This is a genomic window from Arthrobacter sp. SLBN-112, from assembly GCF_006715225.1.
Lineage (GTDB): Bacteria > Actinomycetota > Actinomycetes > Actinomycetales > Micrococcaceae > Arthrobacter.
The window spans coordinates 1430415-1453867 of record NZ_VFMU01000001.1 but is presented as its reverse complement, the minus strand read 5'-3'; the positions used below and the strand labels follow the sequence as shown (position 1 = coordinate 1453867).

The window sequence follows — 23453 nt, the reverse complement described above, 5'->3', positions numbered from 1 at the left end:
TTGTTGGATTCAATGAAATTACGGATCATTGAAAAAGTCAACGATTGTTTTTTACCAGTACCGGAGTTGTGATGGCCACCTTGGGCACAGATGTTCAGACCCCGCGCCTTGCGGCCGCCAGGATCGGCAGTGATGTGGGCCTGCTGCTGGCCAAGCTGCATGCCGCGGGCTCGGTCCTGAACAACAAGGCTCTGGCGGACTTTGGCCTGCGCGAGCGCTCCTTCTCCGTCCTGACGTTGGCGTGCAGCGGGCTGGAGCCGACGCAGCGGGAACTGGCTGATTTCCTCAGCCTGGACCCCAGCCAGGTGGTGACGCTGGTGGACGACCTGGAACGGCGCGGGCTGGTGGAGCGGGCGCAGGGGAAGCACGACCGGCGCGCCAAGATCATCGTTTCCACCGCCGAGGGGCGGAAGATGCACACCAAAGCCCGCGCGGCCCTGGACGCAGCTGAAATCGAGCAGCTGGCCGGCCTTTCCGACGAGGAGTCGCAGGAGTTGAAGCGGCTGCTCCGCAAAGCGCTGTGGGGTGCGGCGGAGTAGGCAGCTCCGTGGGGCTCCCATAGGACTCCTCACGCGGTGACGGCGCTAGTGAAAGGGCAGGCTGGAGCCTTGAGGGAAAGACATGACCCCTCGTGCCGGCGTCATGGTGAACCACTCAGCGCCGTGCTCGGTCGCAAAAATGATGACTCTTTCAGCGGTATCGAGCGGATCGCCATCCGGGTAAGTCTCTCCTACAGTGCAGGTCGGGGGCATCGAGGAGATACGCAGGTTCCCATCTCCGGGGTCTCCTTTGAGAACCCGCTCTACTTCAATGAGGTGAGTGGTGGCTTTGGAACCGTAAATCGTGCTCTCGCCGGCCTGGCTTACAGACTTTCCGATGAGGACCACGGGGGCCTTGTCGTATTGGTCCTGAGGGGTCTCGAACCGAACCCAATCAACGCACGCTACCGGGCCGCCTTCTGTCACGGGGCTGCTGGCAAACCCAGGAGTTGGGCTCGCGGAGGTCGCCTTGGGTTCCCCAGTTCCCGGCCCACCCGCCACCTCATCGCCGCCACATGATGTGAGCAGCGCGGTGAGGAGTAAGGATGGAACCAGAAATCGCCATGACCGAATGCTTTTCATTGCGCTCCCTCATAAGTGGACGCTGATCGGAGCATATAGGGGTTTCCTTTTGAATGCACTGCATCTTTTCCATCGCCTCGGTGCCTCGAAACCCCTGCCCGGGCAACGCAAGGTTTGAGGCGATTTGATGTGTAGCGTTTAGGGCACCTTCACCGGGCATTTTTGCGGGCGGGTCTTACGGGAATTTTCGAGGACCGGGATGCCGCACTCCTCAAAGGAAATCATCTATGTCGCAGTGACCCGGCTGGGGACCGGCTTACGGGCAGTCTAGGATGGCTGCTGGACGATCACGACGTGGTCAAGTGGGATCATCGAAACCGGCATGGACTCCTATCGCCTTGCCCACACCATCGCCCAACAAACAGCCGGCTAACTGAGCCCGGTCTAAATGACCCGTCCCTGAGCGCGTGCAGGGGCGTCAGGGCCTAAGGGATTACAGGCCGTCAGAACCAATGCCAGACGTCCCTCATGAGCCAAACGAGGAAGGCGGCGAAGGCGAAGGGTGGGATCAAGTACAACACCCAGATACCGGGCGTTTGGCGCTTGGTCATGATTGCTTCCTTCCGCTACTAATCAGTCTACGGAGCTCACATCGCCAGCGCGGGGCCCTTTAAGGGTGAGGAGTGCCTCTCCGGAACCGATGCCCGGGGTTCCCGAACGCCTAGATAGCCGTCGTGAGGCGTGAGGGTCCCGTAGAGGGATCCTCCATCGGACGTTCTCTGAGCGCGGTTTTCCGTCGTGCACCTTCACAAAGGGATGGGTGGGTGGAATGCTGAGGGCACCTGCGTGGCCTGACGCGGTAGCGGACATTGGGGGAGCAAGAATGCGGCGGAGCCGACCAGGGTTGTGGTGGAACATGGTTCCTCTTCTGTTTGTTGGCGTGCTGCTGACATCTTGTGGTGAGGTGAGAACCGGGGTGCCGGAAACCGCTGTACCTGTGTCCGTCGAATCCCCTACGTCCGCCAGTGCGGTTCCTGGTTCTACGATCACTTCCCCGCCCCAATCATCCTGTGCGGCGTTCTTGCCGTCGGCCCCGTGCGCGAAATACCTGGGCATCTCGGGCACGGCGAATGGCGAAGACCTCCCCTGGGTAGCATCCGGGGGTGTTAGCGCGGAGCTGATGTCCGTAAACGGTGAACTTTGGCTGGCCGTGGTACCCAGATGCGCGCCCATGAGCGGTCCAGCGAAAATCACAGGTACCACGCTCACTGTCAGGGACATCGTGATCGGTGCGAGCGGGTGCACCGACAAGAACATGGGCGAGCAGCAGCAGTGGGTGCAGGACTTCCTGCAGCGGCCCATTGAACAGACCTTCAGCAACGGGACTCTCACCTGGAAGAGTGGAACTGACACACTCAACTTCAAGAGCGAGTAGGCAGGCTCTTTACGGAACGAGGGCGCTATTCTTCTACGCACAGCGGGCCAAGAGCTTTGGGCGAAGCGAAGGTAACGGTCTCATTTAACGATCCCCGTTACGGGAGAGCTCAATCCTGTGTCTCATATCCTCGCCCCGAATCCTCAAGGTTTCGAGACATAATCGATGTCGCGGAATGTGAATAGGAGTGTTGAGCAAACGGGCACTTGTGCACAGGAGTATCGCCCAGTTACGGATCACAACCCGTCTGCACAAACCCCGGAATTCGGCGGGACGTTGTGCAGCCAGCTTCTGAAAACGACAGGGACGCGTGGTTGTTGGCGCCGCCGGCGACTGTGGTAATCCCCGCAGGTTCGCCCAAGCGAAAGCCCCCTGTGCCCTAAGAGGCTCCCCCGCTCCCGGCGACGCAGGAAACCATGGCGGAAAGGTGCCACTGGTATGTGTCGTCTGGGAGTGTTTGAATACCCGGTCTGAGACTGGCTGGCAGGCTGGTGCTGTGACTTTGGACGGGCGTGGCCCTTGTGTCGTTTTGCCCTTCGGTTTTACCGCGAGGTGCGCTTGCAGGGATCTGCCCGCCCATCCAAAGTCCAGCATCGGTTCTGTCTACTGCGATGGCTTGATTAGAAGCCTGCCCAGCCTCCCTGGTTGTGGCCCATCCCAGACTTGCCTCGCCGTATTCCACTGATACCCGCCCTGATCTGAAGGAACTGCAGGAGGTACAAATGGCCGTCGTGGCGCAGTCTTATGACTTTGTTGTTGGCATTGATACACACTCGAGAACGCACACCTTGGCAATCATTTCCACGCTCACAGGTGCTGAGATCGCGAACGATACTTTCCCTTCAACAAACACGGGGATGAACCGGGCATTGCGCTGGATTTCTCGTCGCAGCACCGGCGATAACTCACGCGTACTGCTCTCCATGGAAGGAACCGGATCATATGGTGCGAAGTTTCGCCAGCTGGCGACGGAGTCGGACTATCGAGTCATCGAGGCACCTTTTCCCGAACGTCGAGTGGGTCGAAAAAGGGGAAAATCAGACAGTATCGACGCAGCCCGGGCGGCGAGGGCCGTCCTAGGAATCGAGACGGATGAGCTTCGGGAACCACGTGCCGGCCAACACCACATGGCATTACGTGTTCTCACCGTTGCCAGGACTTCAATGGTCCGCGAACGAACCGCGGCTATCAATTCGTTGATCGCGCTGCTGCGAGTCGTCGACCTAGGAATCGATCTCCGTAAGTCCCTGAATCCGAAAACGATCGGAACCGTTGCAGCCTGGAGGACACGGGACGAAGGTGTCGGCACCCGGGTAAGTCGTTCGGAAGCCACTCGTTTAGCCAAGCAAATCCTCGCGCTTGAAGACCAGCTCGAGCAGAACCGGGCCGATATGGCTCTGTTGGTCGAGCAGACCAACCAAGCACTCCTGGACATGCCAGGCGTCGGACCGATTAGCGCCGCAGCGATCCCCACGGCTTGGTCCCATCCAGGCCGCGTCCGCTCCGAGGCCGCACTGGCCGCGCTTGCCGGCACCTGCCCGATCCCAGCTTCATCAGGAGGAAAGACGAGATACCGGCTCAATCGCGGCGGAGACCGTCAACTGAACAAGGCCATCCACACCATCGCCATCGTGAGAATGCGCAGCCACCAAGACACCAGGGAGTACGTAATCCGACGGACGCGCGAAGGGCGGAACAAGAAGGAAATCATCCGCAGTCTGAAGCGGTACATCACTCGACAAATTTTTCGAACCCTCAGTGGGGCTCACGAGATTCCGGGTGGGCACGGAATACCAAGCCCTGCTTATTAGACGCTAAAAAGCAGAACTTGCGGTTTAGGGTTGCGAACTTCTGTTTGGCCATTCAGAGAGCCGCTACCATCGAGGCATGCCAGCTGAAATCCTCAAGCCGTCGCCTCTTGGAAGGTGGGAAAGAGTCCAAAGGGGATCGTACTGGTGGCTGCTCTTCACTGCCATTCTGGTTTCAAGCATTATCAATCGATCCCTTGGTTTCTGGCCCTCAATAGGACTGACTATCGCCGCGATGGCTGCCTGCACGTTCGTTGTTTATCGGCTGGCAGGCTCCGAGAGAGAAGCTCGTCTGATGCGGGACGTTGAACGAGGTCTCATCGAGTGCGCTGTTCGTTACCCCAACTCGATCCCTGGATCATTGAGCGATAGGTGGGAAAGGGGCCTCGCGGAAGTGAGGGACGGGAGAATCGCCTTCCGACCTTTGGGGGTCGATGCTTCCTCCCCCGGGCAGGTCCGGGAGTTTAGCCAGCTGTCCTCCATTCGCTTGCTTGGCCCGCCGTCCAAGAAGCCAGCGGAGCTTCCCCGTTCTTGGAAAATTGCTGCATGCGAAACCGACAAAGGAGCGTTGGAAGTGGCGGCCGGAGAGCCGGCCTTATCCCTGCTCGCTGACCAATCCGCACCAAATTCTGGCCGTCAGTAACACTCTTCTCTTGGCGGAGCCTGAACTTGACGAATATAGAAGCATCCCTGCTGAAAGAAAGTAGCCCGAAAAAAGGCCGTCGGCAGCAACACTGACTACGCTGCCGGTTGGGTGCTGGGAGTCGCGGGCAGTCGATTCGGCTAAGTATTGGGCAGGCTGGAGCTTCCTTGACTGGTGCCGGCTGTAGAGCCTTCCAGCACCACTTAACGGAAGCTGAATCGGCACCCTGGAACGTGCGCCAAAGGCAGCTACAAGAATGTCGTTTTCCCCGCGCCGCTTATCAGCACCATCACTGGCGGTGATCGTGGATTTCGATGCGCCTCAGAAACCGGCGGGGTTCGCCTTTGCTCCGATCGGTGCTCCAGAACTGATCGGTCGGCCAATCCGGAATGTGTACCAGCAATTTCCTGTCCCGAGTTATGTCTTCACCAATCGCCCATATTGAAGAGGGAAGCCAAGCGTTGCTGCCAAGAATTTCCATCTCAATGTTTCGGCCGTCGATATCGTCCATATCAACGTCGGCTGACTCAACGTCGAACTTGTATTCCTGGACCTTGCCCGGCATTCGATCCTCAGGACGATCGGGAAAACGGAATCGACTGTTGTTGATCCAAAGATTGAATCTTTCGCCGCTACCTGCGTCGTCGCCGCTCGGGATTGGGGGGAAACCTGGCCGGGTGATTAATCCTCCTTGTCCGCTCCCCGTTTTATGGATGACCCATAGGGTCTTGAGTGTCGCCATGAGATGACCTTCCCTCGGCTGCAGCTTCTTTTGCTGAAGGACTACAGATAGATCACAGTATGTTTTTTGCCCGCTTGGCTAGCAATAGCGTGATGCCCCCTATCTTTTCGGAGGGGCCTCCAGCCTTCTGTGATCGATAAATGGCGCGTAGAACCACCGCGGAGCGAGGCCCAGGTCTAGCCCCTCTATCTCGTATCCCTTGGGATTTGAGGCACTGAGGTTTCGAGACACATCGAGTCGGCTTATGCGATGGTCTGCTGTTCGTAAGGGGATCCTTCACCGGCCGCCCGTGGTGGTCAGCTCGGCGAGTCAGGCGGGTAGGTACGCGCAGTCGGGGTTTCGTCGGCTGACGGCTTTCTCCACCGCCGGACTTGGAAGACCAACCATGCGGTGCAGGCAATCGGCACTAGCGGGAAGACGGGCCGCCCGCTTAATGCAACTACGGCAAAGGCAATCCAAAGAACACCAGTGAGGACGCCCACGGAGATCAGTGACTTGCGTGTAACCGGATAGGAAGGCAGTTCAATACCTTCGGCGCGGAGCTGTCGGGCCTCCGAAGCTGCCGCCCTGATTAAGGGAACGAACACGGCAGCCAAAACGGCGGCTAGAAGCGCGGAGCGCCACGGTTCCGGAACGCCGAACGCCTCAAGGGCCGATCCCAGCAGTGATCCCAGCAGTGATCCCAGGATAATGAACCAAAAAATTGCCCAGCCGGCCAAACGCCTCCGCTTGGGCGGCATTCCCTCCAGGGAATCTGGTGGCCATGATTGCCACTCGTATCTGTTATCGCTCTTGCCTGCCCCCGTGGCCATGTCCACAGGATACGCCTGCGCTGTCTGCGGGGAGGGCGAGAGTGTGCACCGTTAAGATTCCTTCGCGGGGTCGTGCCCGTAAGCCGGTCCTCCACCGGCTTACATTCAGTCTTCCCGGTCATGGCGCCCTAAACGCTAAACTCAGCGTCATGCTTGTCGGCTACGCCCGCGTCTCCACCAACACCCAGGACCTGACCGCCCAGCGCGACGCTCTCACGGCCGCCGGCGTGGATCCAGACTTCATCTACGTCGATCACGGATTTAGCGGTACCCAACGCGAACGGCCCGGCCTTGGCAAAGCGCTCGCCGCCTGCCGCAACGGTGACACCCTTGTAGTGACCAAGCTTGATCGCCTGGCTCGGTCGCTGCCCGACGCCAGGGATATTGCGGACGAGCTTACCCGCAAAGGGGTTGCGCTCAACCTTGGCGGCAGCATCTACGACCCTAACGATCCAATAGGGAAGCTGCTATTTAATGTCCTGGGCATAATTGCCGAGTTCGAAGCAGATCTTATCCGCGCCAGGACGCGGGAGGGAATGGCAGTGGCAAAAGCCAAGGGCCGGCTCCGAGGGAAACAGCCAAAGCTCTCGAAGGCCCAGGAAGCGCACCTCGTTAGCCTTCACCAGGGCGGGACGTACACCACGACTGAGATTGCCGAAATATTCGGCATCGCTCGCTCTACGGTCTATCGTGCCATCCAAAGAGCAACGCCAACACCGCCGAGGTGACAAATAGCGCCGTAAAAAGCCTGCCATCAAATGCCAAACGTCACCGAGTGCTGAGTTATCCGCGGTAACGGGTGCACTTGCATCTTGACGACCGATGCATCAGCCCGTTTGGGCTTACCAGTCGTGGACGGTGCCGTCGACGAGGCGGTTGTAGGGCAGGTAGGCCTGCTGGTAGGGATAAGCGGCTGCGGCTTCTTCGTTGAATTCGACGCCGATGCCCGGCTTGTCGCCCGGGTGCAGGTACCCGTCGGTGAACGTCATGGACTGCTCGAAGACCTCATTGGTCTTATCCGAGTGCTGCATGTATTCCTGGATGCCGTAGTTATGGATCGCCAACCCCACATGCAGCTGGGCGGCGAAGCCCACCGGGGAAATGTCCGTCGGCCCGTGGAAGCCGGACTTGATCTGGTACTGCGCGGCGAAATCCATCACCTTCTTCAACGGACTGATCCCGCCGAAGTGCGTGGAGGCCGCCCGGACGTAATCGATCAACTGTTCCTTGATCAACGTCTGGAAGTCGTACACGGTGTTGAAGATCTCCCCGATCGCCAACGGCGTGGTGGTGTGCTGCCGGACCAGGCGCAACCCCTCCTGGTTCTCGGCCGGCGTGCAGTCCTCAAGCCAGAACAGGTCATATGGCTCCAGCGCCTTGCCCAGCTTCGCGGCCTGGATCGGTGTCATCCGGTGATGCCCGTCATGCAGCAACGGGATCTCCGGCCCAAACTCATTCCGCACCGCTTCAAACACGGTGGGCAGGTGGCGCAGGTACGCCCGGGTGTCCCAGTCCTCTTCCAGCGGGAACGCACCACGCCCGGCAGGCTCATAGTCGTACCGCTCCCCCGAGGCCTGCGCCTGCGCCGCCACCCCGTACACGGCCTTGATCCCGGGGACCGCCGTCTGGATCCGGATCGACTTGTACCCCAGCTCCAGGTGCTCCCGCACCGAATCAAACAACGACGGAATATCAGCCCCGGACGCGTGCCCGTACGCCCGCAACCCGTTCCGCGACGCACCGCCCAGCAACTGGTACACCGGCATCCCGGCAAGCTTGCCCTTGATATCCCACAACGCCATGTCCACCGCAGCGATCGCCGCCATCGTCACCGGACCCCGCCGCCAATACGCACTCCGGTACAGGAACTGCCACGTATCCTCGATCCGGTGCGGGTCCTTGCCAATCAGCAACTGCGCCACATGCTCCTTCAGGTACGCGGCAACAGCAAGCTCACGGCCATTCAGCGTGGCGTCCCCGATACCGGTCACGCCATCCTCCGTAGTGATCCGGAGGGTCACGAAGTTCCGGGACGGACTGGTCACAAACACATCGGCGGCAACGATCTTCATGGCTGGCTTTCGGGTAGGTGGGAAGTTTTTGGTGGGTGGGACAAAGGTGTCAGCGCTGGGTGCTGCCCCGGGCTGCGTCGAGCAGTGCAAGTTCCTCGCGGCGGGGCAGGCCCTCCCAGTCGCCGCGGGTGCTGACGGCGAAGGCGCCGGCCAGGATGCCGCGGTGCAGGCGTGCGGGGACGTCCTCGCCGTCGAGCAGGGCCGAAAGGTAGCCGGCGGTGAAGGCGTCCCCGGCCCCCACGGTGTCCACTGAGGTCACGGCGATGGCCTGTGCTTCGAGAAGGCCTTCAGCTGTGTGGACGGCCGCACCGGCCGCACCACGCTTCACCACCACTTCCCGGACCCCCAGCTCCAACAGGCAAGCGGCCGCACGGGACTCAGCTGCCATGGGCGCTGCCGGCCTGCTCCCCTCCCGGGGCGGGGCAACCAGGTTAAGCTCGTCGTCGGACGCGATGACGATGGTGGCGTGCCGCGCCAGCGGCCCAAGCACGGCCCTTGCCTGGTCCCGGGACCAGAGCTTGCTGCGGTAGTTCACATCCAAAGAGACTGCCACTCCTTCGGCCGCAGCCCGCTCCGCCGCGTACTCCACCGCATCCCGCGCTTCGGCACTGAGCGCCGGGGTGATGCCGGTCAGGTGCAGGATCCAGGCGCCGCCATCCAGGGCAACGGCAAGCTGGCTGCGCGAGATGGTGGATCCCGCCGATCCGGCCCGGTAGTAGAAGGCCCTGCTGAGGTCGGCGGTGCGCTGTTCCAGGAACATCACCCCGGTGCTCCGCTCCGGATGCACGCTGTGGTGCAGCTGCACGCCCTCGCCCCGCAGTTGCTTCACGATGAACTCGCCGTGGGGGTCCGCACCCACGGTCCCGGCCCAGGCAGCCGTGTGGCCAAGCCGTGCGACGCCAATGGCAACGTTCGATTCCGCCCCGGCCACCTGCATGTTCAGGGCGCCCCCGTTCGCCAGCGGGCCGGCGGACCGGAGCGAGACCATGGCCTCGCCGAAAGTCAGCAGGCCCACCGGTTGCGGGCCCGGCCTGGGCCCGGCCGCACCGGTTGCGGCACCAGCCGTCACGCCCGGGTCCCGTTTCCCTCACGGGCTGCGAACTCGGCAGCGAGGCCACGGAAACTGCGGGCACGGTCCCGCATTTCGGCGAGGTCTCCGCCGGAGGCTGCCGTGCCGAACAGCGGACCGCCCAGGCCAACGGCGATGGCGCCGGCCTCCCAGTAACCGGTGGCTTCGCTGAGGCCCACGCCGCCCACGGCGATGAAGGGGATGTCCGGGAAGGGGTCGCGGACGGCCTTCAGGTAGCCGGGCCCGCCGATGGATGCCGGGAAGAGTTTGACGGCAGTGGCGCCGCGTTCCATCGCTTCGTACGCCTCGCTGGGCGTCAGCGCCCCGGCCAGGACCGGGATGCCGGCGCTGGCCGCCTCACTGATGGAGGGGGCCAGGGAAGGAGTGACGATGAACTGGCTTCCCGCAGCGGTGACCTGTTCGACGTCGGCCTGGCTCAGCACGGTGCCGGCGCCCACGAAGCAGCCATCCGGGGCAGCCGCGCGGACTTCGCGGATGGCCTCCAGCGCGTTGGGCGTGGTGAGCGCGATCTCCACGTAACGGAAGCCTTCCTCCATCGCCGCCAGCGCAGCCTTGGCGGCAGCACCGCCGTCGTTCCCGCGGACGATGCCGACAAGCCGCGCCTGCCGGATGCCCGCCAACAGGGAGGCGGAAGTAAGGGCTGAATTTTCGGAATTCATGGGGTTCACCATTCTGCGAAGGATCCGTCGGGGTGGCGCCACACCGGGCCGCGCCAGGCATGCCCGCGTTTGTCCGCGGCCCGGACCACGGCCTCGTCGATTTCGACGCCCAGCCCGGGCCCGGTGAGCCGCTCGATATGGCCGTCAACGAACTTGAAGGGAGTTTTGTCCACCACGTAGTCAAGGACTTCGGCGCCCTGGTTGTAGTGGATGCCAATGCTTTGTTCCTGGATGAGGAAGTTGGGCGTCGCGAAGCCCACCTGGAGGCACGCGGCCAGCGCCAGGGGCCCCAGCGGGCAGTGCGGCGCCAGCTGGACTTCATAGACTTCGGCCAGGGCGGCAATTTTCCGGACCTCGGTGATGCCGCCGGCATGGGAGAGGTCGGGCTGCGCTACAGCAATGCCTGCCTGCAGTGCCGGCAGGAACTCCTGCCGGTTGTACAGCCGCTCCCCCGTGGACACCGGGGTGGTGGTGGAGGCGGTAAATTCGCGGAGCAGGTGGGTGTTCTCCGGTACCACGGGTTCTTCGAGGAAGAAGGGCCGGAACGGTTCCAGCAACGGGGCCACGCGCCTGGCATTGGCCAGGCTGAAGCGGCCGTGGAAGTCGACGGCGACATCCCGATGGTCGCCCAGGACCTGCCGGGCTGCGGCGACACGGCGGATGACGCCGTCGATCTCCGCCACCGAGGCGACCGGGCTCATCCGCCCGCTGGCATTCATTTTGACCGCGGTGAGGCCCACCTCCAGCTGGGCGCTGATCTGGTCCGCCACCTCGTTCGGCTCGTCGCCGCCCACCCAGCCGTACATCCGGATCCGGTCGCGGACGTGGCCGCCCAGGAGCTGGTGCACGGGGGTGTTGAAGTGCTTGCCCGCGATGTCCCAGAGGGCCTGGTCAAGGCCGGACACGGCACTGGCCAGGATGGGTCCGCCCCGGTAGAAGGAGCCCTTGGTCATGACCTGCCAGTGGTCTTCGATCCGGAGGGCGTCCCGTCCGATGAGCAGTTCCGAGAGTTGCCCGACGGCGGCGCGCACCGTTTCGCTGCGGCCCTCGCAGGTTGCCTCGCCCCACCCCACGATTCCGCTTTCGGTCTCGATCCGGACAAAGAGCCAGCGGGGTGGAACAAGGAATGTTTCGATCCGGCTGATGACGGTCACGCGGCGGTCCTAACCCTTGGTGGCGCCGGCGGTCAGGCCGGAGACGATGTACTTCTGCGTGAAGAGCGCAATGATCATGATGGGGATGGTGACAACGGTGGCAGCGGCCATCAGTCCGCCCCAGTCGATGCTGGCGTAGGAGACGAAGTCGAAGATGGCCACCGGCAGGGTCTTGGTCTTGGAGCCCGAGAGCACCAGGGCGAACATGAAGTTGTTCCAGGAGAAGATGAAGGACAGAATGCCTGCCGTGGCGATGCCGGCCACGGACAGGGGCAGTGTGATCCGGCGGAACGCGCCGATGGGGGTGAGCCCGTCCACCTCGGCCGATTCCTCCAGTTCCAGTGGCAGCGAGTCGAAGTAGCTCATCATGATGTACACGATCAGCGGGAGGGCCACGAACATGTGGCTGAGGATCAGCACTTCGAACTTTCCCACCATGCGCAGGTTGGAGAAGACGTAGTACCAGGGCACCAGGAGCGAGACGCCCGGAATGACGCGGGCCATCAGGACCACCAGCGCGGAGCGGTGCATGGTGAACCGGCTCATGGCGTAGGCGGCCGGGACGCCCAGGACGATGGACAGCGCGGTGGAGACGAAGGCCACCCAGAAGCTGTTGAAGATGAACACGAAGTAGTTGTTGCGCTGCAGCACATTGGCATAGTTCTCGAAGGTGGGCGAGAACAGTAGGGCCTTGCCGGTGTCGTAAATGTCCACGTTGGTCTTCAGCGACGCCAGGAGCATCCAGAACAGCGGCGCGAGCAGGAACAGCACCACGAGGATGAGGGCAACAACCCGGAAGACCTTGTAGGCGCGGGTGGCCAGGGGCTTGCGGCGGCGCCGCGTCCGCTGGGCGGCGGCAGTGGTGGAATCAGTCACGACGGTCATTTGCCTACCGCTTTCTTGCGCATGGTGAGCAGCCACATGGTGCCGATGATGATCATGAAGAACAGGATCAGCACCGCCGAGGAGAGCCCGTACTGGTTGTAGTCGAAGCTCAGTCCGTAGGCGTAGACGTTCAGCGTCTCCACTTCGTGGAACGAGCCGCCGCCCTTGCCCTTGGTGGCGTAGAGGATGTCGAAGGTTTTCAGGGCATCGATGCCGCGCAGCAGGATGGCCACGATCACGGTGGGCATCATGAGCGGCAGGGTGATGAAGAAGAACCGCTGGAAGGCGTTGGCGCCGTCCACACGGGCGGCCTCGTCCGGTTCATCGGAGAGCGAGGTCAGGCCGGCCAGGAGGATCAGGACCACCATGGGGGTCCACTGCCACACGTCCATGAAGATGGTGGTGCCCAGGGCGGTGTCCTGCCCGGACAGCCACGGCTGGGGCGGGATCCCCACCATGCCCAGGAGCTGGTTGGCGAAGCCGATGTTGGGATCGAAGATCAGCCGCCACATCATGCCGACCGCCACGGGGGTGGCCACCAGCGGCAGCAGGATGGCCACGCGTACCCACTTTTCACCGCGGAAGGGCCGCCACAGAAGCAGGGCCACGCACATACCCAGCACCACTTCGAAGGCCAGCGCGACGCCGGTGAAGGCCAGGGTGCGGCCTACAGCGGGCCAGAAACGTTCGGTGTCGCTGAGGACCGTGATGTAGTTCTGCAGCCCGATGAAATCCGTGGCGGCCCGGACGGAGCCCTGGGAGTCGGTGAGGCTGAGGTACACCGTCCAGGCCAGCGGAAAGACGATCAGGACGCCGACGAAGATCATTGCCGGGGCGGCGAAGAGCCATTTGCGGTGCCGGTTGGCCCAGGCGGAGAAGTGCCCCCCGGCACCGACGGGCCCACTGGGCCGGCGGGTGCCGGTGCTGCGGGGAGGGTTCAAAACAGACATGGTTCACCTAAAGAGTTGGGGGTGAAGTGGACCGGCGAAGCGTGCCGGTGAAGTGGGCCGCGCCGGGACGACTTTCGGGCCGTCCCGGCGCGGATGTTCGGGCACGGTGGGTGCCCGGCGTCCTACTTCTTTTCGCTGTCCAGGAACGTCTGGAAAGCAGTCTGGGCGTCATTGGCTGCAGCAGCGGCGTCCGCGCCGGTAATGGAGGCCACGATGGGGGCACCCACGATTTCGCGTGCCTTGCCCACGGTGACAACCTCGGGCCGGTCGTGGCCCACACCGTTCTTGGCGCTGGCGGAGATGGCCTCGGCGAGGTCCTTCGGGTAGGTGGAGGTGCCCTCAGGGTTGGACCAGACGGACGTGCGCGGACCCGGGACGCCTGCCTTCTGGGCTGCCAGGGTGCGTTCCTTGCTGGTTGCCCACTGGATGAACTTCCAGGCGTTGTCCGTGTTGCTGGAGTTCTGGTTTACGCCCAGGGCCCACGAGGGAATGTTGTACGGCTTGGAACCGGCGGGACCGGCGGGCAGCGCAGCGAACCCAACCTTGTCCGCCACCTTCGACTTGGCGGGGTCCGTGGCGTTCTTGTAGAGCGAATCGGCCTCGGTGTAGAAGGCAGCACCGCCCTGGGTGAAGATGGCCATTGCCTCCGGCCAGCTCATGTCCGTGCTGACGTTGGCGGGACCGTAGTTGCGGATCAGACCGCCGTAGTAGGCGTAGGCCTTCTTGGCGGCATCGGTGTTGACGGAGGCCTTGCCGCTGGAGTCCATGAAGTCGCCGCCGAAGCTGTACAGGAAGCTGGAGAACTGGGTCACTGCCGTGGACTTGCCGGTGCGGGCCACGAAACCAGCGGTGTCAGGGGAGGAAGCCTTGATGGCCTTGGCTGCCGCTTCCAGTTCTTCCATGGTCTTGGGAACCTGGAGCCCCGCGGCCTGCAGCAGGTCCTTGCGGTAGTAGAGGACTTCACGTTCGGTGATGATTGGAACACCAACCACCTTGCCCTCAACGGTGGTGGCCTTGACCGGGCCCTCCTGGTAGTCCTTCCAGTCCCAGCCCGAATCCGACGAGACGTTCTTGGTCAGGTCCGCCAGGTAGCCGTTCTTGGCGAATGCCTTGCCTTCCTGCAGAGGGCGGTACATCATGACGTCGATCTCGTCGCTGCCTGCGTTGAGCTTGACGTTGTACTGGTCCGAGAGCTGGTCCTCGCCGAGCTGGGTCAGCTCCACCTTGAGCCCGCTGGACTTCTCGAACTCCGGAATGGCGGCCTTGATGCCCTCGGTCCAGACGTGGTTTGCCAGGGTGACGCGGACGGTCCCCGACTCCTTCGCCTGGTCGCTGCCGCCTCCGCCGCCGCTGCAGGCGGTCAGCCCCAGCGACATTGCCGCGGCAACTGCCGCGTACTTCACAATTGAACGCCGCTTCATTACGACTCCCTTTGCCTTTTGGGCCCGCAGCTTCGCGGGCGGGTGACAGACGCCTCGTTACGTCTGTTGTGTTTAGTGAGCATAAACAAATAAGGCAGACATATACAAGACCTTGCCATCCCCCCATATGATTTATTCATGACCATCCCAAAGGCGGCGTTGTCCCCTGACCTGCACTCATCGCTGGTCGAGAACCTGGGGCTCGCCATTGCCGAGGGAACCCTGGCACCAAATTCAATCCTGCGGCTCGATGAGCTGGAGGCACAGCACAAGGTGTCCCGCTCCGTGATCCGCGAGGCTACCCGCGTCCTGTCCTCCATGGGCATGCTGGAATCACGCCGGCGCCTGGGCACGGTGATCCAGCCGGAGGCCAGCTGGAACCTCTATGACCCCCAGGTGATCCGGTGGCGGCTGGCATCGGCCAAGCGGCTGGAACAGCTGCGGGCACTGAACGAACTGCGCGGGGCCATTGAACCGCAGGCCGCCCGGCTTGCCGCCGAGCGCGCCTCGCTGGACCAGGCCAGCGACCTGGTTTCCATGGCCGCCCGGCTGTGGGCCGCCGGGCAGCGGGGGGACCAGGACGATTTCCTGCGCCTGGACATCGAGTTCCATGCCGCGGTCCTCAACGCCTCCGGCAACCTCATGTTTTCGCAGCTTCACAAACTCGTGGCGGAGGTGCTGGCGGGCCGGACCCAGCACGGCCTGATGCCCCACCTTCCGGACCATGAGGCGCTGCAGTTGCACGTGGACGTGGCCAGCGCCATCCAGCGCGGCCAGGCCGCCGCCGCGCACGCCGCCATGAGCCGGATCGTGGAACAGTCCACCGAGGAGATGGGCGACATCTGGTCCAGCAGCCATCAGGGCGCAGATGGCAGCCCGGCGGCCGGCGGCAGTGACACCGCAGCCGGCGGCGCGGCAGCCGCAGCACGCTGAAAAGCCGGGAGCTTTCTCCCGCATCCGGGTGTACCTTTTGGACATAGATCTTTTCGTGGAATCCCGCCCACAGATGTGCGGGTCTGTCCTGGGAGGTTTCGATGCGCAAGATTGCAAAGTTCCTGCTTCTGCCATTCCTGTTCTTCTTCGCCATCGCGGCTGCACAACCCGCGGCTGCGGCCACCTATCCCAAGAGCATGGCGGCGTTGGGCGACTCCATTTCCCGGGCCGCGGACGTCTGCTGCTGGTACGGCGACCATCCCGCCCAATCCTGGTCGACGGGGTCTGCGTCGTGGGACCCAATCCAAAGCCACTACGAACGGCTGCTCCCGCTGAAGCCAGCCATCAGCGGACATAATTTCAATGACTCCAAGAGCGGCGCGAAGGCGAGCGACATGCCGAACCAGGCGGCCTTGGCTGTGGCGCAGAGAGCTGAATACGTCACCATTCTGGTAGGTGCCAACGACCTGTGCACGTCCTCTGCATCGACTATGACCGACAAGGACAGTTTCGAGGCCTCCATAAAACAAACGCTGGCAACGTTGAACAAGATGAGTCCCAAGCCGCGCGTTTTCATGGCCAGCATCCCGAACATCAAGCAACTGTGGGAGGTGTTGCACACCAACCCGGCAGCCCAGTGGGTGTGGTCCAATGCGCACATCTGCCAGTCGATGCTGTCCAGCACCAACAGTGATACGGAGCGGGATAAGGTAGCTGCCCAGGAGGACACCTTCAATGGCATACTCGCGCAGGTGTGCGAGCAGGAGTACGCCCAGATTTGCCGTTGGGACCAGGGGGCGGTGAACAGCTACAAGTTCTCCACCAGCGACGTCAGCGTCCTGGACTACTTCCACCCCAGCCTTCAAGGACAGGCGAACCTCGCCGCCATCACGTGGGGCGCGTCCTACTGGGGCTGATAGGAGCCTCTGGAAGCTGGTCGATATGAAGCTACGGCCGCGCCCCTGACAGTTCCGCCGCCAGGAAATCCAGCGCAGGCCGACCTTCGGGCAGACCGGCCGTGTGGTTCAGATGGCCGTGCACCCCGCCTTCCGCTAGGAAATAGGACACCGGAACCCCTGCCCGCTCCAAAGCGGAGGCAAACAGCTCGGTTGAGCCGCGGGCGTCGTCGTACTCGCATGCCAGGAGAGCCGTGGGCGGAAGCCCGGCAGGGTCGGCGTAGCCGGGCATCGCGTAGGACGATGCCATGCTGACCGGGCCGCCCACGTAGTTCTCCGCCGTGCGGATGCAGTCCTCCACCGTGAACCGCAGGTGCCTGGGCAGCCCGGCCATGACCTCAGGATCCAGTCCCCCGGCGGGCGGCGGAAGTTCCGCGTGCAGGAAGGGGTAGGCCAGCAGGAGCTTTGCGGGCGGCGGCTTCCCGGCGTCTACCAGGTAGAGCGCGGCGCCCACGGCCAGGTTGCCGCCGGCACCGGCGCCGCCCAGGCAGAGCAGGTCCGGGTCCAGTCCCAGGGATTCGGCGTTCGTCCGGGCCCAGAACCACCCGGCCAACGCGTCGTCGTGCGGGATGGGGAAGGACACGCCGTCGCGGGCCAGCCGGTAGTCCACGGACAGCACCGGTGTGCCCCGGCTGGCGAGCACCCGTGCCAGGTAATCCGACTCCGGAATATCCACGCTGCCGCTGACGAATCCGCCCCCGTGCAGCCACACCAGGGCAGGGCTGTCCGTGCCCGCCGGTTCGCCGTAGATCCGGATGCCCACTGGCCCGTGCCGCCCGTCGGCGGTCACGGCGCGGATGGGGACATCCGGGCCCGGCGAGCGGACGGCGTCCGGGTTCAGGAACTGCGGGCCTTCCGGACTGGCCAGGTATTCAGCGAAACCGGCGGCGGTCTCCCCCTGGGCGTTCCGGGAGAGTCCGGCGGACTCCGCGGCTGATTCTGTCCGGGATGTCATGGTGTTCCCAGCTTCCGTGAGAAGTAGTCGACGGCGGCGGCCAGGATGGTGTCCAGCTGGTCCTCGGCGCCGAAGAAGCAGTGGTCGCCGCCCTTGATGGTCACCACCTCATGTTCCACGTTGGCCTTGGCGAGCGCGGCGGCCAGGAGGTCGGTCTGCGAGTGCGGGACCAGGCCATCCGAATCGCCGTGGACCAGGAGGAACGGTGCGGCGTCAGCGGTCACGTAGCTGACGGGACTGGCCGCGGCCAGCAGTTCGGGATCATCCGAGCCGCCCACCAGCATGTTCTCCGGCTGCAATGACCTTCCGGGCGGGACAGCGGCCGTCAGCGCCGGGGGGAAGAGCCCGTCGGGGGTGCTGATGGGGGGAATGTCCACGAGGGAGGACACGCCGTAGAAGTCGACGACGGCGCTGACGCTGCTTGGGTGCCCCTGCGCACCGAGTCCGCCTTCCAGGTCGCCGCGGCTGCCGGTGAGGCCCAGGAGCGCCGCCAGGTGGCCGCCGGCGGATTCGCCCCAGGCGCCAAACCGGTCCGGATCGATGTTGAGGTGGCCGGCGAATTCCCGGAGGTAGCGGACCGCGGCCTTGAGGTCGTGGAGCTGTGCCGGGAACGGGGCTTCCAGCGAGTGCCGGTAGTCCGCCGTGGCGCAGGCAATACCGGCCTCGTTGAGCAGCCGGAACACTGATTCGGGCGCGAAGGTGGGCGGCAGCTCCCGGCGGTCCCCCAGCTGGAACGCTCCGCCGTGCACCCAGAGGACCAGCGGCGTGGGAGCGGCAGCGTTGCGGGGCAGCCAGATGTCCATCTTCAGCGGCCGGAACCCGATGGCCCTGGCGTACGTGACCTCACGGTAAACCGATGAGACGTCCGAGGCGTGCTCAGGGGCCTCCGGCGCATCGAAGACGGGGAACGGCGGAACCTCCCTGTCTCCGGGCCGGGAAATTTCAGGGCGCGACGGGTCCATTACGTCGGTAGCGTTGTCCACTGTCATAGTGTGCTCCTCATCAGTTCAGGTTGTGCGGTGTCCCGGCCGGTTGCGGCAAGGAAAGTATGGTGTCCGGGCCCGACGACGGCGGCCGGTTCGCCGGGCAGCCTTACCTCCGCGGTGGTGCCGGAGGGGATGGTGGCCCTGAGCGTCAGCACGCCGTCGTCCGTCCCCCACTCCACCCCGGTCAGGCCGAGCGGACCCTGGTGCCTTGTGGACGCGGACGTCAGGCCGGCGCCGGGGCGCGGTTCGATGATGATGCGCTCCCAGCCGGCGCTGCCGGGAGCCTGCCGCAGTCCCGCCGTGTAGCGGTGCAGGAAGGAGACCACGGCGCCCTTGCTGTAGTGGTTGAGCGACTGGTGCGCAATGCCGTTGGCATCGATGCCGTTCCACAGCTCCCACATGGTGGTGGCGCCCCGGTCCACCATGGTGAGCCATGACGGTTCGGAGTCCTGCATCAGGAGTTCGTAGGCGAGGTTCAGTTCTCCGTTGTCGGCCAGGACCGGGAGCAGGTAGGGCGTGGCCAGGAACCCGGTGCCGAGGTGAGTGCCGGCGTCGCGGATCAGGTCTGCCAGCTGCGCGGTGACGGTGGGCCGGTGCCCGGGGCTGACGAGGCCGAACGCCAGGGCACGGACGCAGTTGGCCTGGGTGGCATGGGTGACGCGGCCGAAGGCATCAAGGTATTCCGTCTCCCACGCGTCCCGGATCCGGCGTGAAAGCTCTGCCAGCTCCGCGGCCTCTGCGGACAGGCCCAGGACACGGGCGATGCGTGCCATCAGGTCCGTGGTGTGCCGGTAGTAGGCGGTGGCCACGATTCCGTGGTCGGCGCTGCGGGCGGCGAAGAGGTCAGGTTCCGGCCCGCCCGGTTCCATCCATTCGCCAAAGTGAAAGCCGGTGTCCCAGAGGTACTGCTCGTGGGGTGCGGGGGCAGTGCGTGCGTGGGCCCGGGCGGCATGCCGCTGTGTTTCGGCGCTGGTGCGGACAAAGCGCAGCCAGCGCTGCATGGCCTCCCAGTTCTCGGCGAGGATCGCGGCGTCACCGGAAGCGAGGTAAACCTCCCACGGCACCATCACGATCGCGTCGCCCCAGCCGGCGGACCCGTTGGTGAAGCCCATGAACTCAGTTGAGGTGACAGCAGGCCCGGGCGACGGCGAGATGTTGGTGATTGTTCCGTTGTCCCACTGGTCGGCACGCACGTCGCGCAGCCACTTCCGGGAAAAGCCGGTGACGTCGTAGAGGTAGGCGGCGGTGGGGACGAACAGTTGCCAGTCACCGGTCCAGCCGGCCTTTTCGCGCTGCGGGCAGTCGGTGGGGACTTCGCAGGAGTTACCCAGGAAGCTCCGTTCCACGATGTTGTGGAGCCTGTTCAGCCGTTCATCGCTGCAGCTGAAGGTACCGATTCGCTCCAGGTCGGTCCGGACCAGGCAGCCGGTGATGTCCGCCGGCTGCAGGTCCTCCCGCAGGCCCTGGATGGAGACGAACTGGAATCCGTGGGAGGTGTGCCGGGGTTCAAAGACTTCGCCCTCGGCCCCGGAGGAGATGACGGTGTCCACCTGGCCCGCGTCACGGAAGGCACCGGGCGTCCGGAAATCGAGGGGGCGCAGGTGGTCCCGGGTGACGTCGCCGTCGTCGCCGAGCGATTCGCCGTATTCCAGGGTGACGGTCTCGCCCGGCAGCCCGAGCCTGGTGAGCCGGACCCAGCCGTGGATGTTCCGGCCGAAGTCCACCACCTGGCTGCCGTTGGCCAGCCGCGTGATGGACACCGGGGCAAGCTCCTGCGTCACCCGGGTGGGCGGCGCGAGGGGTCCGGCCAGTGCGTCGAAGCTGCCGGGACGGACGACGGCGGGACGCAGCTTTGGTGCGCGGGCACCAGTGCCGCCGGCGCCCGGGTGGGGCGGGCCGCCGTCGTCGGCCTTCCTGAAATCGACGCGCTGGCCGGCCATCAGGTCGGCGCTGAGGACCTCCGTGGCGGACACCAGCCACGAGCTGTCGGTGCCGATGACCTGCCTGCCGGCAGCGGACTCAAGCTCGAGCTGCACCAGGAGGGCTGTGTGCGTTCCGTACATGTCGGCGTCGCGCGTGTACCCGAAGGCGCCGCGGTACCAGCCGTCGGTGAGCACGGCGCGGATGGTGTTGCTGCCTTCGCGGAGCAGCGTGGTGACGTCGTGGGCCTGGACCTGGAGCGTGGTGTTGTGGCTGGTGGAGCCGGGGGTGAGCTGCTGGTCGCCCAAGCGGTGGCCGTTGATGAAGAGCTCGTAAATGCCGTGGGCCGTGGCGTAGGCGCGGGCGTTGTGCGGGGCGGCCGGGAGCGTGACGGTCTTGGTGAGGGCGTACCCGGGCCGCTCCCCCGGCGCAGGAACTTCTGGTTCCTCAGGGCCGATCCACTGCGCTGTCCAGTCCGCCGCATGCAGCAGGCCCAGCTCCACGGGCATGGTTTCGGACCAATCGCTGGTTGTTTCGGTGCCGTGTTCGTCGGTGTTCCAGGTGCGGACGCGCCACTCGAACCGGTCCCTCGAGCGGAGCGCCGGACCGCTGTACGGGATGCCGCTGCAGGCACCCGACTCGACCCTGCCGGTGTCCCAGCCGTTGCCCGCGGTGATGAGGTAGGCCGTCTGGCCGGTGGTCCCGGCGGGCGGCGTCCAGCTGAGGCGCGGCACGGTGATGGTCAGTCCCATTGCCTCGGACAGGTGCTCGGCCCGAAGCCGGGTGGGGGCGGTCATGCGGCGGGACTCCTGGAGTGCGGTTGCTGGGAGTTCCAGCTTCGTTCGCCGTCACTTCCCCTCCACAGGGTTCTTTCAATGGTTGGAATAGTATTGTGGTTCAGCTCACTGCCATTGCAGCTATCAACGGCGCTAGGAACTCCAGCCATGACTGTCACTCCGGAAACGGACACCCCGCCGGCCCGCGGAAAACGGCCCAAACAGGGCGAACCGGTCATTGACCGGGCGCTGAGCCTGCTGGCGGTTTTTTCCGACCGGCGCCGTGCACTGACCCTGTCCGAATTGGCGCGCTATGCGGACATGCCGGCGCCCACGGCGCTGCGGCTGATCGCTAGGCTGGTGGCCTGGGGTGCCCTGGAACGGCTCGACGACGGCCGGTACGTGGTGGGGGTCCGGCTGTGGGAGGTGGCGTCGCTGTCACCGCGCGGGCATGGGGTGCGGGAAATCGCGCTTCCCTACCTGGAGGACCTTTTCGAAGTCACCCGGCACCACGTCCTGCTGGCGGTGCGGGACAACGAGCAGGCCGTGTTGATCGAGCGGCTGTCCGCGAAGGACGCTACCGAGGTGGCGTACCGGGTGGGTGGACGGGCGCCGCTGCGGTCCACGGCCATCGGCCTGGTTCTTTTGGCCGGCGCGGACCAGCACTTCCAGGAAACCATCCTGAAGCGGCCGCCGGAAAACGAGCCGGGCGTGCCCGAGATGCCGGAAGGCCAGCTGCGCAGGACACTCTCGGATGTGCGGCGCACCGGCATCGCCATGATCCGCCGTACCGTCCCCTCCCGGACCGTCTCGGTGGCGTCCCCGATTTTCGATGCCCAGGGCTCCGTGGTGGCGTCGCTGTCCATCGTGGTTCCGGACGGCTCCACGCCCCCGAACGTGCTGGCCCCTGCAGTCCGCGCGGCCGCCCGCGCCGTCTCCCGGAACCTGGGGTACCAGGCTGCCGTCAGCGCTGACGCGCGGACCCACTCCCAGGGGTAGGGCGGGGTGGGGCGGGCAGGCTGCACGGCGGCGCTGAACGTGACCATCGAGGAGCAGGAGCAAGCCCTCAGTACTCGCCCTTGATTACAAAGTACGAGCCACGGATGGTGCCAGCCAGCTTGGATTTCTGCCGCGCGAATTTGAAGCTGGACGCCAGCTCCTCCGGAACGTCCATGCCGTCGGAGAGCTTGAACCCGACCGCCCGCTTGCCCCCGTCCTCCAGGGCGTACATGACGTTGATGGACAGCCCGGACTCGTAGAACACGTACGACATCCGCAGCCCGTCCACTTCGAAGGAGGACACCTCAAGGGGTTTGGAGGCAATTACCAGGCGGCGCTCCGTGGACAGGATGTTGTTCACGTATTCCACAACGTCCGGAGCGTCTCCGGCCGGAGTGACGGTGAAGTCATGGTCGTACTTGTTCTTGTAATAGCGCGCCTCGTTGGCGCGCAGCCCGGCCAACGCCTCCGCCACCGGTGACGATTCCAGGCCAACGGTGGACACGTTCTTGAAATCCACGGTGTACGGCATGAGTCCTCCTGGGAAAGGGTCTTTCGCCCATCCTCGCAGACCCGTGCCGGCAACCGCAGATTTTCCCCCGGCCTACGAGTCCGTGTGCCTGCCGGTGAGTCTGTCCAGGATCCGGTCCACCATGCCGACGCCTGGCCCCACGGTCTTGTGGAACAGCTCCGAATGCGGTGCACTCGGGTGCGGCCTGGTGGGCGCCAGCTTCTTGGCCCTCTCCACCTTTTCCCCGATGTCGACGAGTTTCTCACGGGGAATGTGAAGGCGGAGCTTGGGGAACTGTTCGGACTCCTCGTCATTGGCGTGGTGGCTCAGCTGTGCCTCAAGCTCGTTGACCAGCTCCATAAAGCCCGTCTCCGCAGGTTCCACCTTCTCCAGCCGCTTCATCAGCTCGACTATCTCCTGGTGCTCCTTCTTGTCATGTTCCACTTCGCCATGGCCGTCGGGCACATGGTCTTCAATGGCCGGGTAGACGTACATTTCCTCGGCAACGGCGTGGCGCATGACCTCCGCGATCAACGTGTCCGCCAGGTCCCTGCGCTGGGTCTCATCCGAGGTGCCCTTGATCTGTCCGATCAGCGCGATCATGTCCTGGTGGTCGATGGTCAGGATGTCCACGACGTCCACGTTTCCGGCGGAATTGGTATCACTCATGAGCTGGCACTCCTCC

20 protein-coding genes are annotated in these 23453 nt (G+C 64.3%); 7 read left to right on the top strand and 13 right to left on the bottom strand.

Annotated elements, in window-relative coordinates; genetic code table 11:
* Nucleotides 1-71 precede the first annotated feature (71 nt).
* The 3 genes from FBY33_RS06835 to FBY33_RS06825 all read left to right on the top strand — a co-directional run bounded on the left by FBY33_RS06835 (nucleotide 72) and on the right by FBY33_RS06825 (nucleotide 4307).
* Nucleotides 72-539 (top strand): MarR family winged helix-turn-helix transcriptional regulator, encoded by a 468-nt coding sequence (locus tag FBY33_RS06835; protein WP_142029900.1) that lies wholly within the window; start codon nucleotides 72-74, stop codon nucleotides 537-539.
* 1753 nt (nucleotides 540-2292) lie between these two features.
* On the top strand, nucleotides 2293-2496 hold the full coding sequence (locus tag FBY33_RS06830; RefSeq protein ID WP_235010474.1) for a hypothetical protein: 204 nt from the start codon (nucleotides 2293-2295) through the stop codon (nucleotides 2494-2496).
* A gap of 722 nt (nucleotides 2497-3218) precedes the next feature.
* On the top strand, nucleotides 3219-4307 hold the full coding sequence (locus FBY33_RS06825; RefSeq protein ID WP_142029897.1) for an IS110 family transposase: 1089 nt from the start codon (nucleotides 3219-3221) through the stop codon (nucleotides 4305-4307).
* A 929-nt stretch (nucleotides 4308-5236) separates the two neighbouring features.
* Here the strand turns inward: FBY33_RS06825 and FBY33_RS06820 are convergent.
* On the bottom strand, nucleotides 5237-5689 hold the full coding sequence (locus FBY33_RS06820; RefSeq protein ID WP_142029896.1) for a hypothetical protein: 453 nt from the start codon (nucleotides 5687-5689) through the stop codon (nucleotides 5237-5239).
* Nucleotides 5690-6650: 961 nt separating this feature from the next.
* Here FBY33_RS06820 and FBY33_RS06815 point away from each other — a divergent pair.
* Nucleotides 6651-7229 carry a recombinase family protein gene (locus tag FBY33_RS06815; protein ID WP_142029894.1) on the top strand — a complete coding sequence of 193 codons (579 nt, stop codon included), beginning with the start codon at nucleotides 6651-6653 and terminating at the stop codon, nucleotides 7227-7229.
* Between the two features lie 114 nt (nucleotides 7230-7343).
* Here the strand turns inward: FBY33_RS06815 and manD are convergent, their stop codons facing one another.
* The 7 genes from manD to FBY33_RS06780 all read right to left on the bottom strand — a co-directional run bounded on the left by manD (nucleotide 7344) and on the right by FBY33_RS06780 (nucleotide 14732).
* Nucleotides 7344-8573: a D-mannonate dehydratase ManD gene (gene manD, locus FBY33_RS06810; RefSeq protein ID WP_142029893.1), complete on the bottom strand. Its 1230-nt coding sequence runs from the start codon at nucleotides 8571-8573 to the stop codon at nucleotides 7344-7346.
* 49 nt (nucleotides 8574-8622) lie between these two features.
* On the bottom strand, nucleotides 8623-9642 hold the full coding sequence (locus FBY33_RS06805; RefSeq protein ID WP_235010473.1) for a sugar kinase: 1020 nt from the start codon (nucleotides 9640-9642) through the stop codon (nucleotides 8623-8625).
* The gene (locus tag FBY33_RS06800) at nucleotides 9639-10322 is read right to left on the bottom strand and encodes a bifunctional 4-hydroxy-2-oxoglutarate aldolase/2-dehydro-3-deoxy-phosphogluconate aldolase (protein ID WP_235010472.1); all 684 of its coding nucleotides are present in this window, start codon (nucleotides 10320-10322) and stop codon (nucleotides 9639-9641) included. Before FBY33_RS06800 ends, FBY33_RS06805 begins: the two co-directional genes overlap by 4 nt.
* A gap of 5 nt (nucleotides 10323-10327) precedes the next feature.
* Nucleotides 10328-11476, bottom strand: a complete 1149-nt coding sequence (gene dgoD, locus FBY33_RS06795) for a galactonate dehydratase (RefSeq protein ID WP_142029889.1) — start codon at nucleotides 11474-11476, stop codon at nucleotides 10328-10330.
* 9 nt (nucleotides 11477-11485) lie between these two features.
* Nucleotides 11486-12361, bottom strand: a complete 876-nt coding sequence (locus tag FBY33_RS06790; protein WP_142029888.1) for a carbohydrate ABC transporter permease — start codon at nucleotides 12359-12361, stop codon at nucleotides 11486-11488.
* Nucleotides 12358-13311, bottom strand: a complete 954-nt coding sequence (locus tag FBY33_RS06785) for a carbohydrate ABC transporter permease (RefSeq protein ID WP_235010471.1) — start codon at nucleotides 13309-13311, stop codon at nucleotides 12358-12360. The genes FBY33_RS06790 and FBY33_RS06785 overlap by 4 nt, the downstream gene beginning before the upstream one ends.
* Before the next feature lie 122 nt (nucleotides 13312-13433).
* The gene (locus FBY33_RS06780) at nucleotides 13434-14732 is read right to left on the bottom strand and encodes an ABC transporter substrate-binding protein (RefSeq protein ID WP_142029886.1); all 1299 of its coding nucleotides are present in this window, start codon (nucleotides 14730-14732) and stop codon (nucleotides 13434-13436) included.
* A 138-nt stretch (nucleotides 14733-14870) separates the two neighbouring features.
* Between FBY33_RS06780 and FBY33_RS06775 the strand changes: the two genes are divergently transcribed.
* Together FBY33_RS06775 and FBY33_RS06770 are read left to right on the top strand one after the other, a co-directional pair.
* Complete coding sequence (locus FBY33_RS06775) at nucleotides 14871-15665, top strand: FadR/GntR family transcriptional regulator (RefSeq protein WP_235010470.1); 795 nt, start codon at nucleotides 14871-14873, stop codon at nucleotides 15663-15665.
* A 101-nt stretch (nucleotides 15666-15766) separates the two neighbouring features.
* Entirely contained in the window at nucleotides 15767-16582 is an 816-nt protein-coding gene (locus tag FBY33_RS06770) for an SGNH/GDSL hydrolase family protein (RefSeq protein ID WP_142029885.1), read from the top strand.
* Nucleotides 16583-16613: 31 nt separating this feature from the next.
* Here FBY33_RS06770 and FBY33_RS06765 read toward each other — a convergent pair whose 3' ends face one another.
* The 3 genes from FBY33_RS06765 to FBY33_RS06755 are packed head-to-tail and all read right to left on the bottom strand — an operon-like array spanning nucleotide 16614 to nucleotide 21279.
* Nucleotides 16614-17576: an alpha/beta hydrolase gene (locus FBY33_RS06765; protein WP_142029884.1), complete on the bottom strand. Its 963-nt coding sequence runs from the start codon at nucleotides 17574-17576 to the stop codon at nucleotides 16614-16616.
* The gene (locus FBY33_RS06760; protein ID WP_142029883.1) at nucleotides 17573-18565 is read right to left on the bottom strand and encodes an alpha/beta hydrolase; all 993 of its coding nucleotides are present in this window, start codon (nucleotides 18563-18565) and stop codon (nucleotides 17573-17575) included. Before FBY33_RS06760 ends, FBY33_RS06765 begins: the two co-directional genes overlap by 4 nt.
* The gene (locus FBY33_RS06755) at nucleotides 18562-21279 is read right to left on the bottom strand and encodes an alpha-L-rhamnosidase (RefSeq protein WP_142029882.1); all 2718 of its coding nucleotides are present in this window, start codon (nucleotides 21277-21279) and stop codon (nucleotides 18562-18564) included. The genes FBY33_RS06760 and FBY33_RS06755 overlap by 4 nt, the downstream gene beginning before the upstream one ends.
* Before the next feature lie 147 nt (nucleotides 21280-21426).
* Here FBY33_RS06755 and FBY33_RS06750 point away from each other — a divergent pair, with 147 nt between their 5' ends.
* Nucleotides 21427-22257 carry an IclR family transcriptional regulator gene (locus tag FBY33_RS06750; protein ID WP_142029880.1) on the top strand — a complete coding sequence of 277 codons (831 nt, stop codon included), beginning with the start codon at nucleotides 21427-21429 and terminating at the stop codon, nucleotides 22255-22257.
* Between the two features lie 67 nt (nucleotides 22258-22324).
* On the opposite strand, the gene FBY33_RS06745 is transcribed toward FBY33_RS06750, so the two are convergent.
* On the bottom strand, nucleotides 22325-22789 hold the full coding sequence (locus FBY33_RS06745) for a phage tail protein (RefSeq protein WP_142029879.1): 465 nt from the start codon (nucleotides 22787-22789) through the stop codon (nucleotides 22325-22327).
* 72 nt (nucleotides 22790-22861) lie between these two features.
* Complete coding sequence (locus FBY33_RS06740) at nucleotides 22862-23437, bottom strand: hemerythrin domain-containing protein (RefSeq protein WP_142029878.1); 576 nt, start codon at nucleotides 23435-23437, stop codon at nucleotides 22862-22864.
* Between the last annotated feature and the right edge of the window lie 16 nt (nucleotides 23438-23453).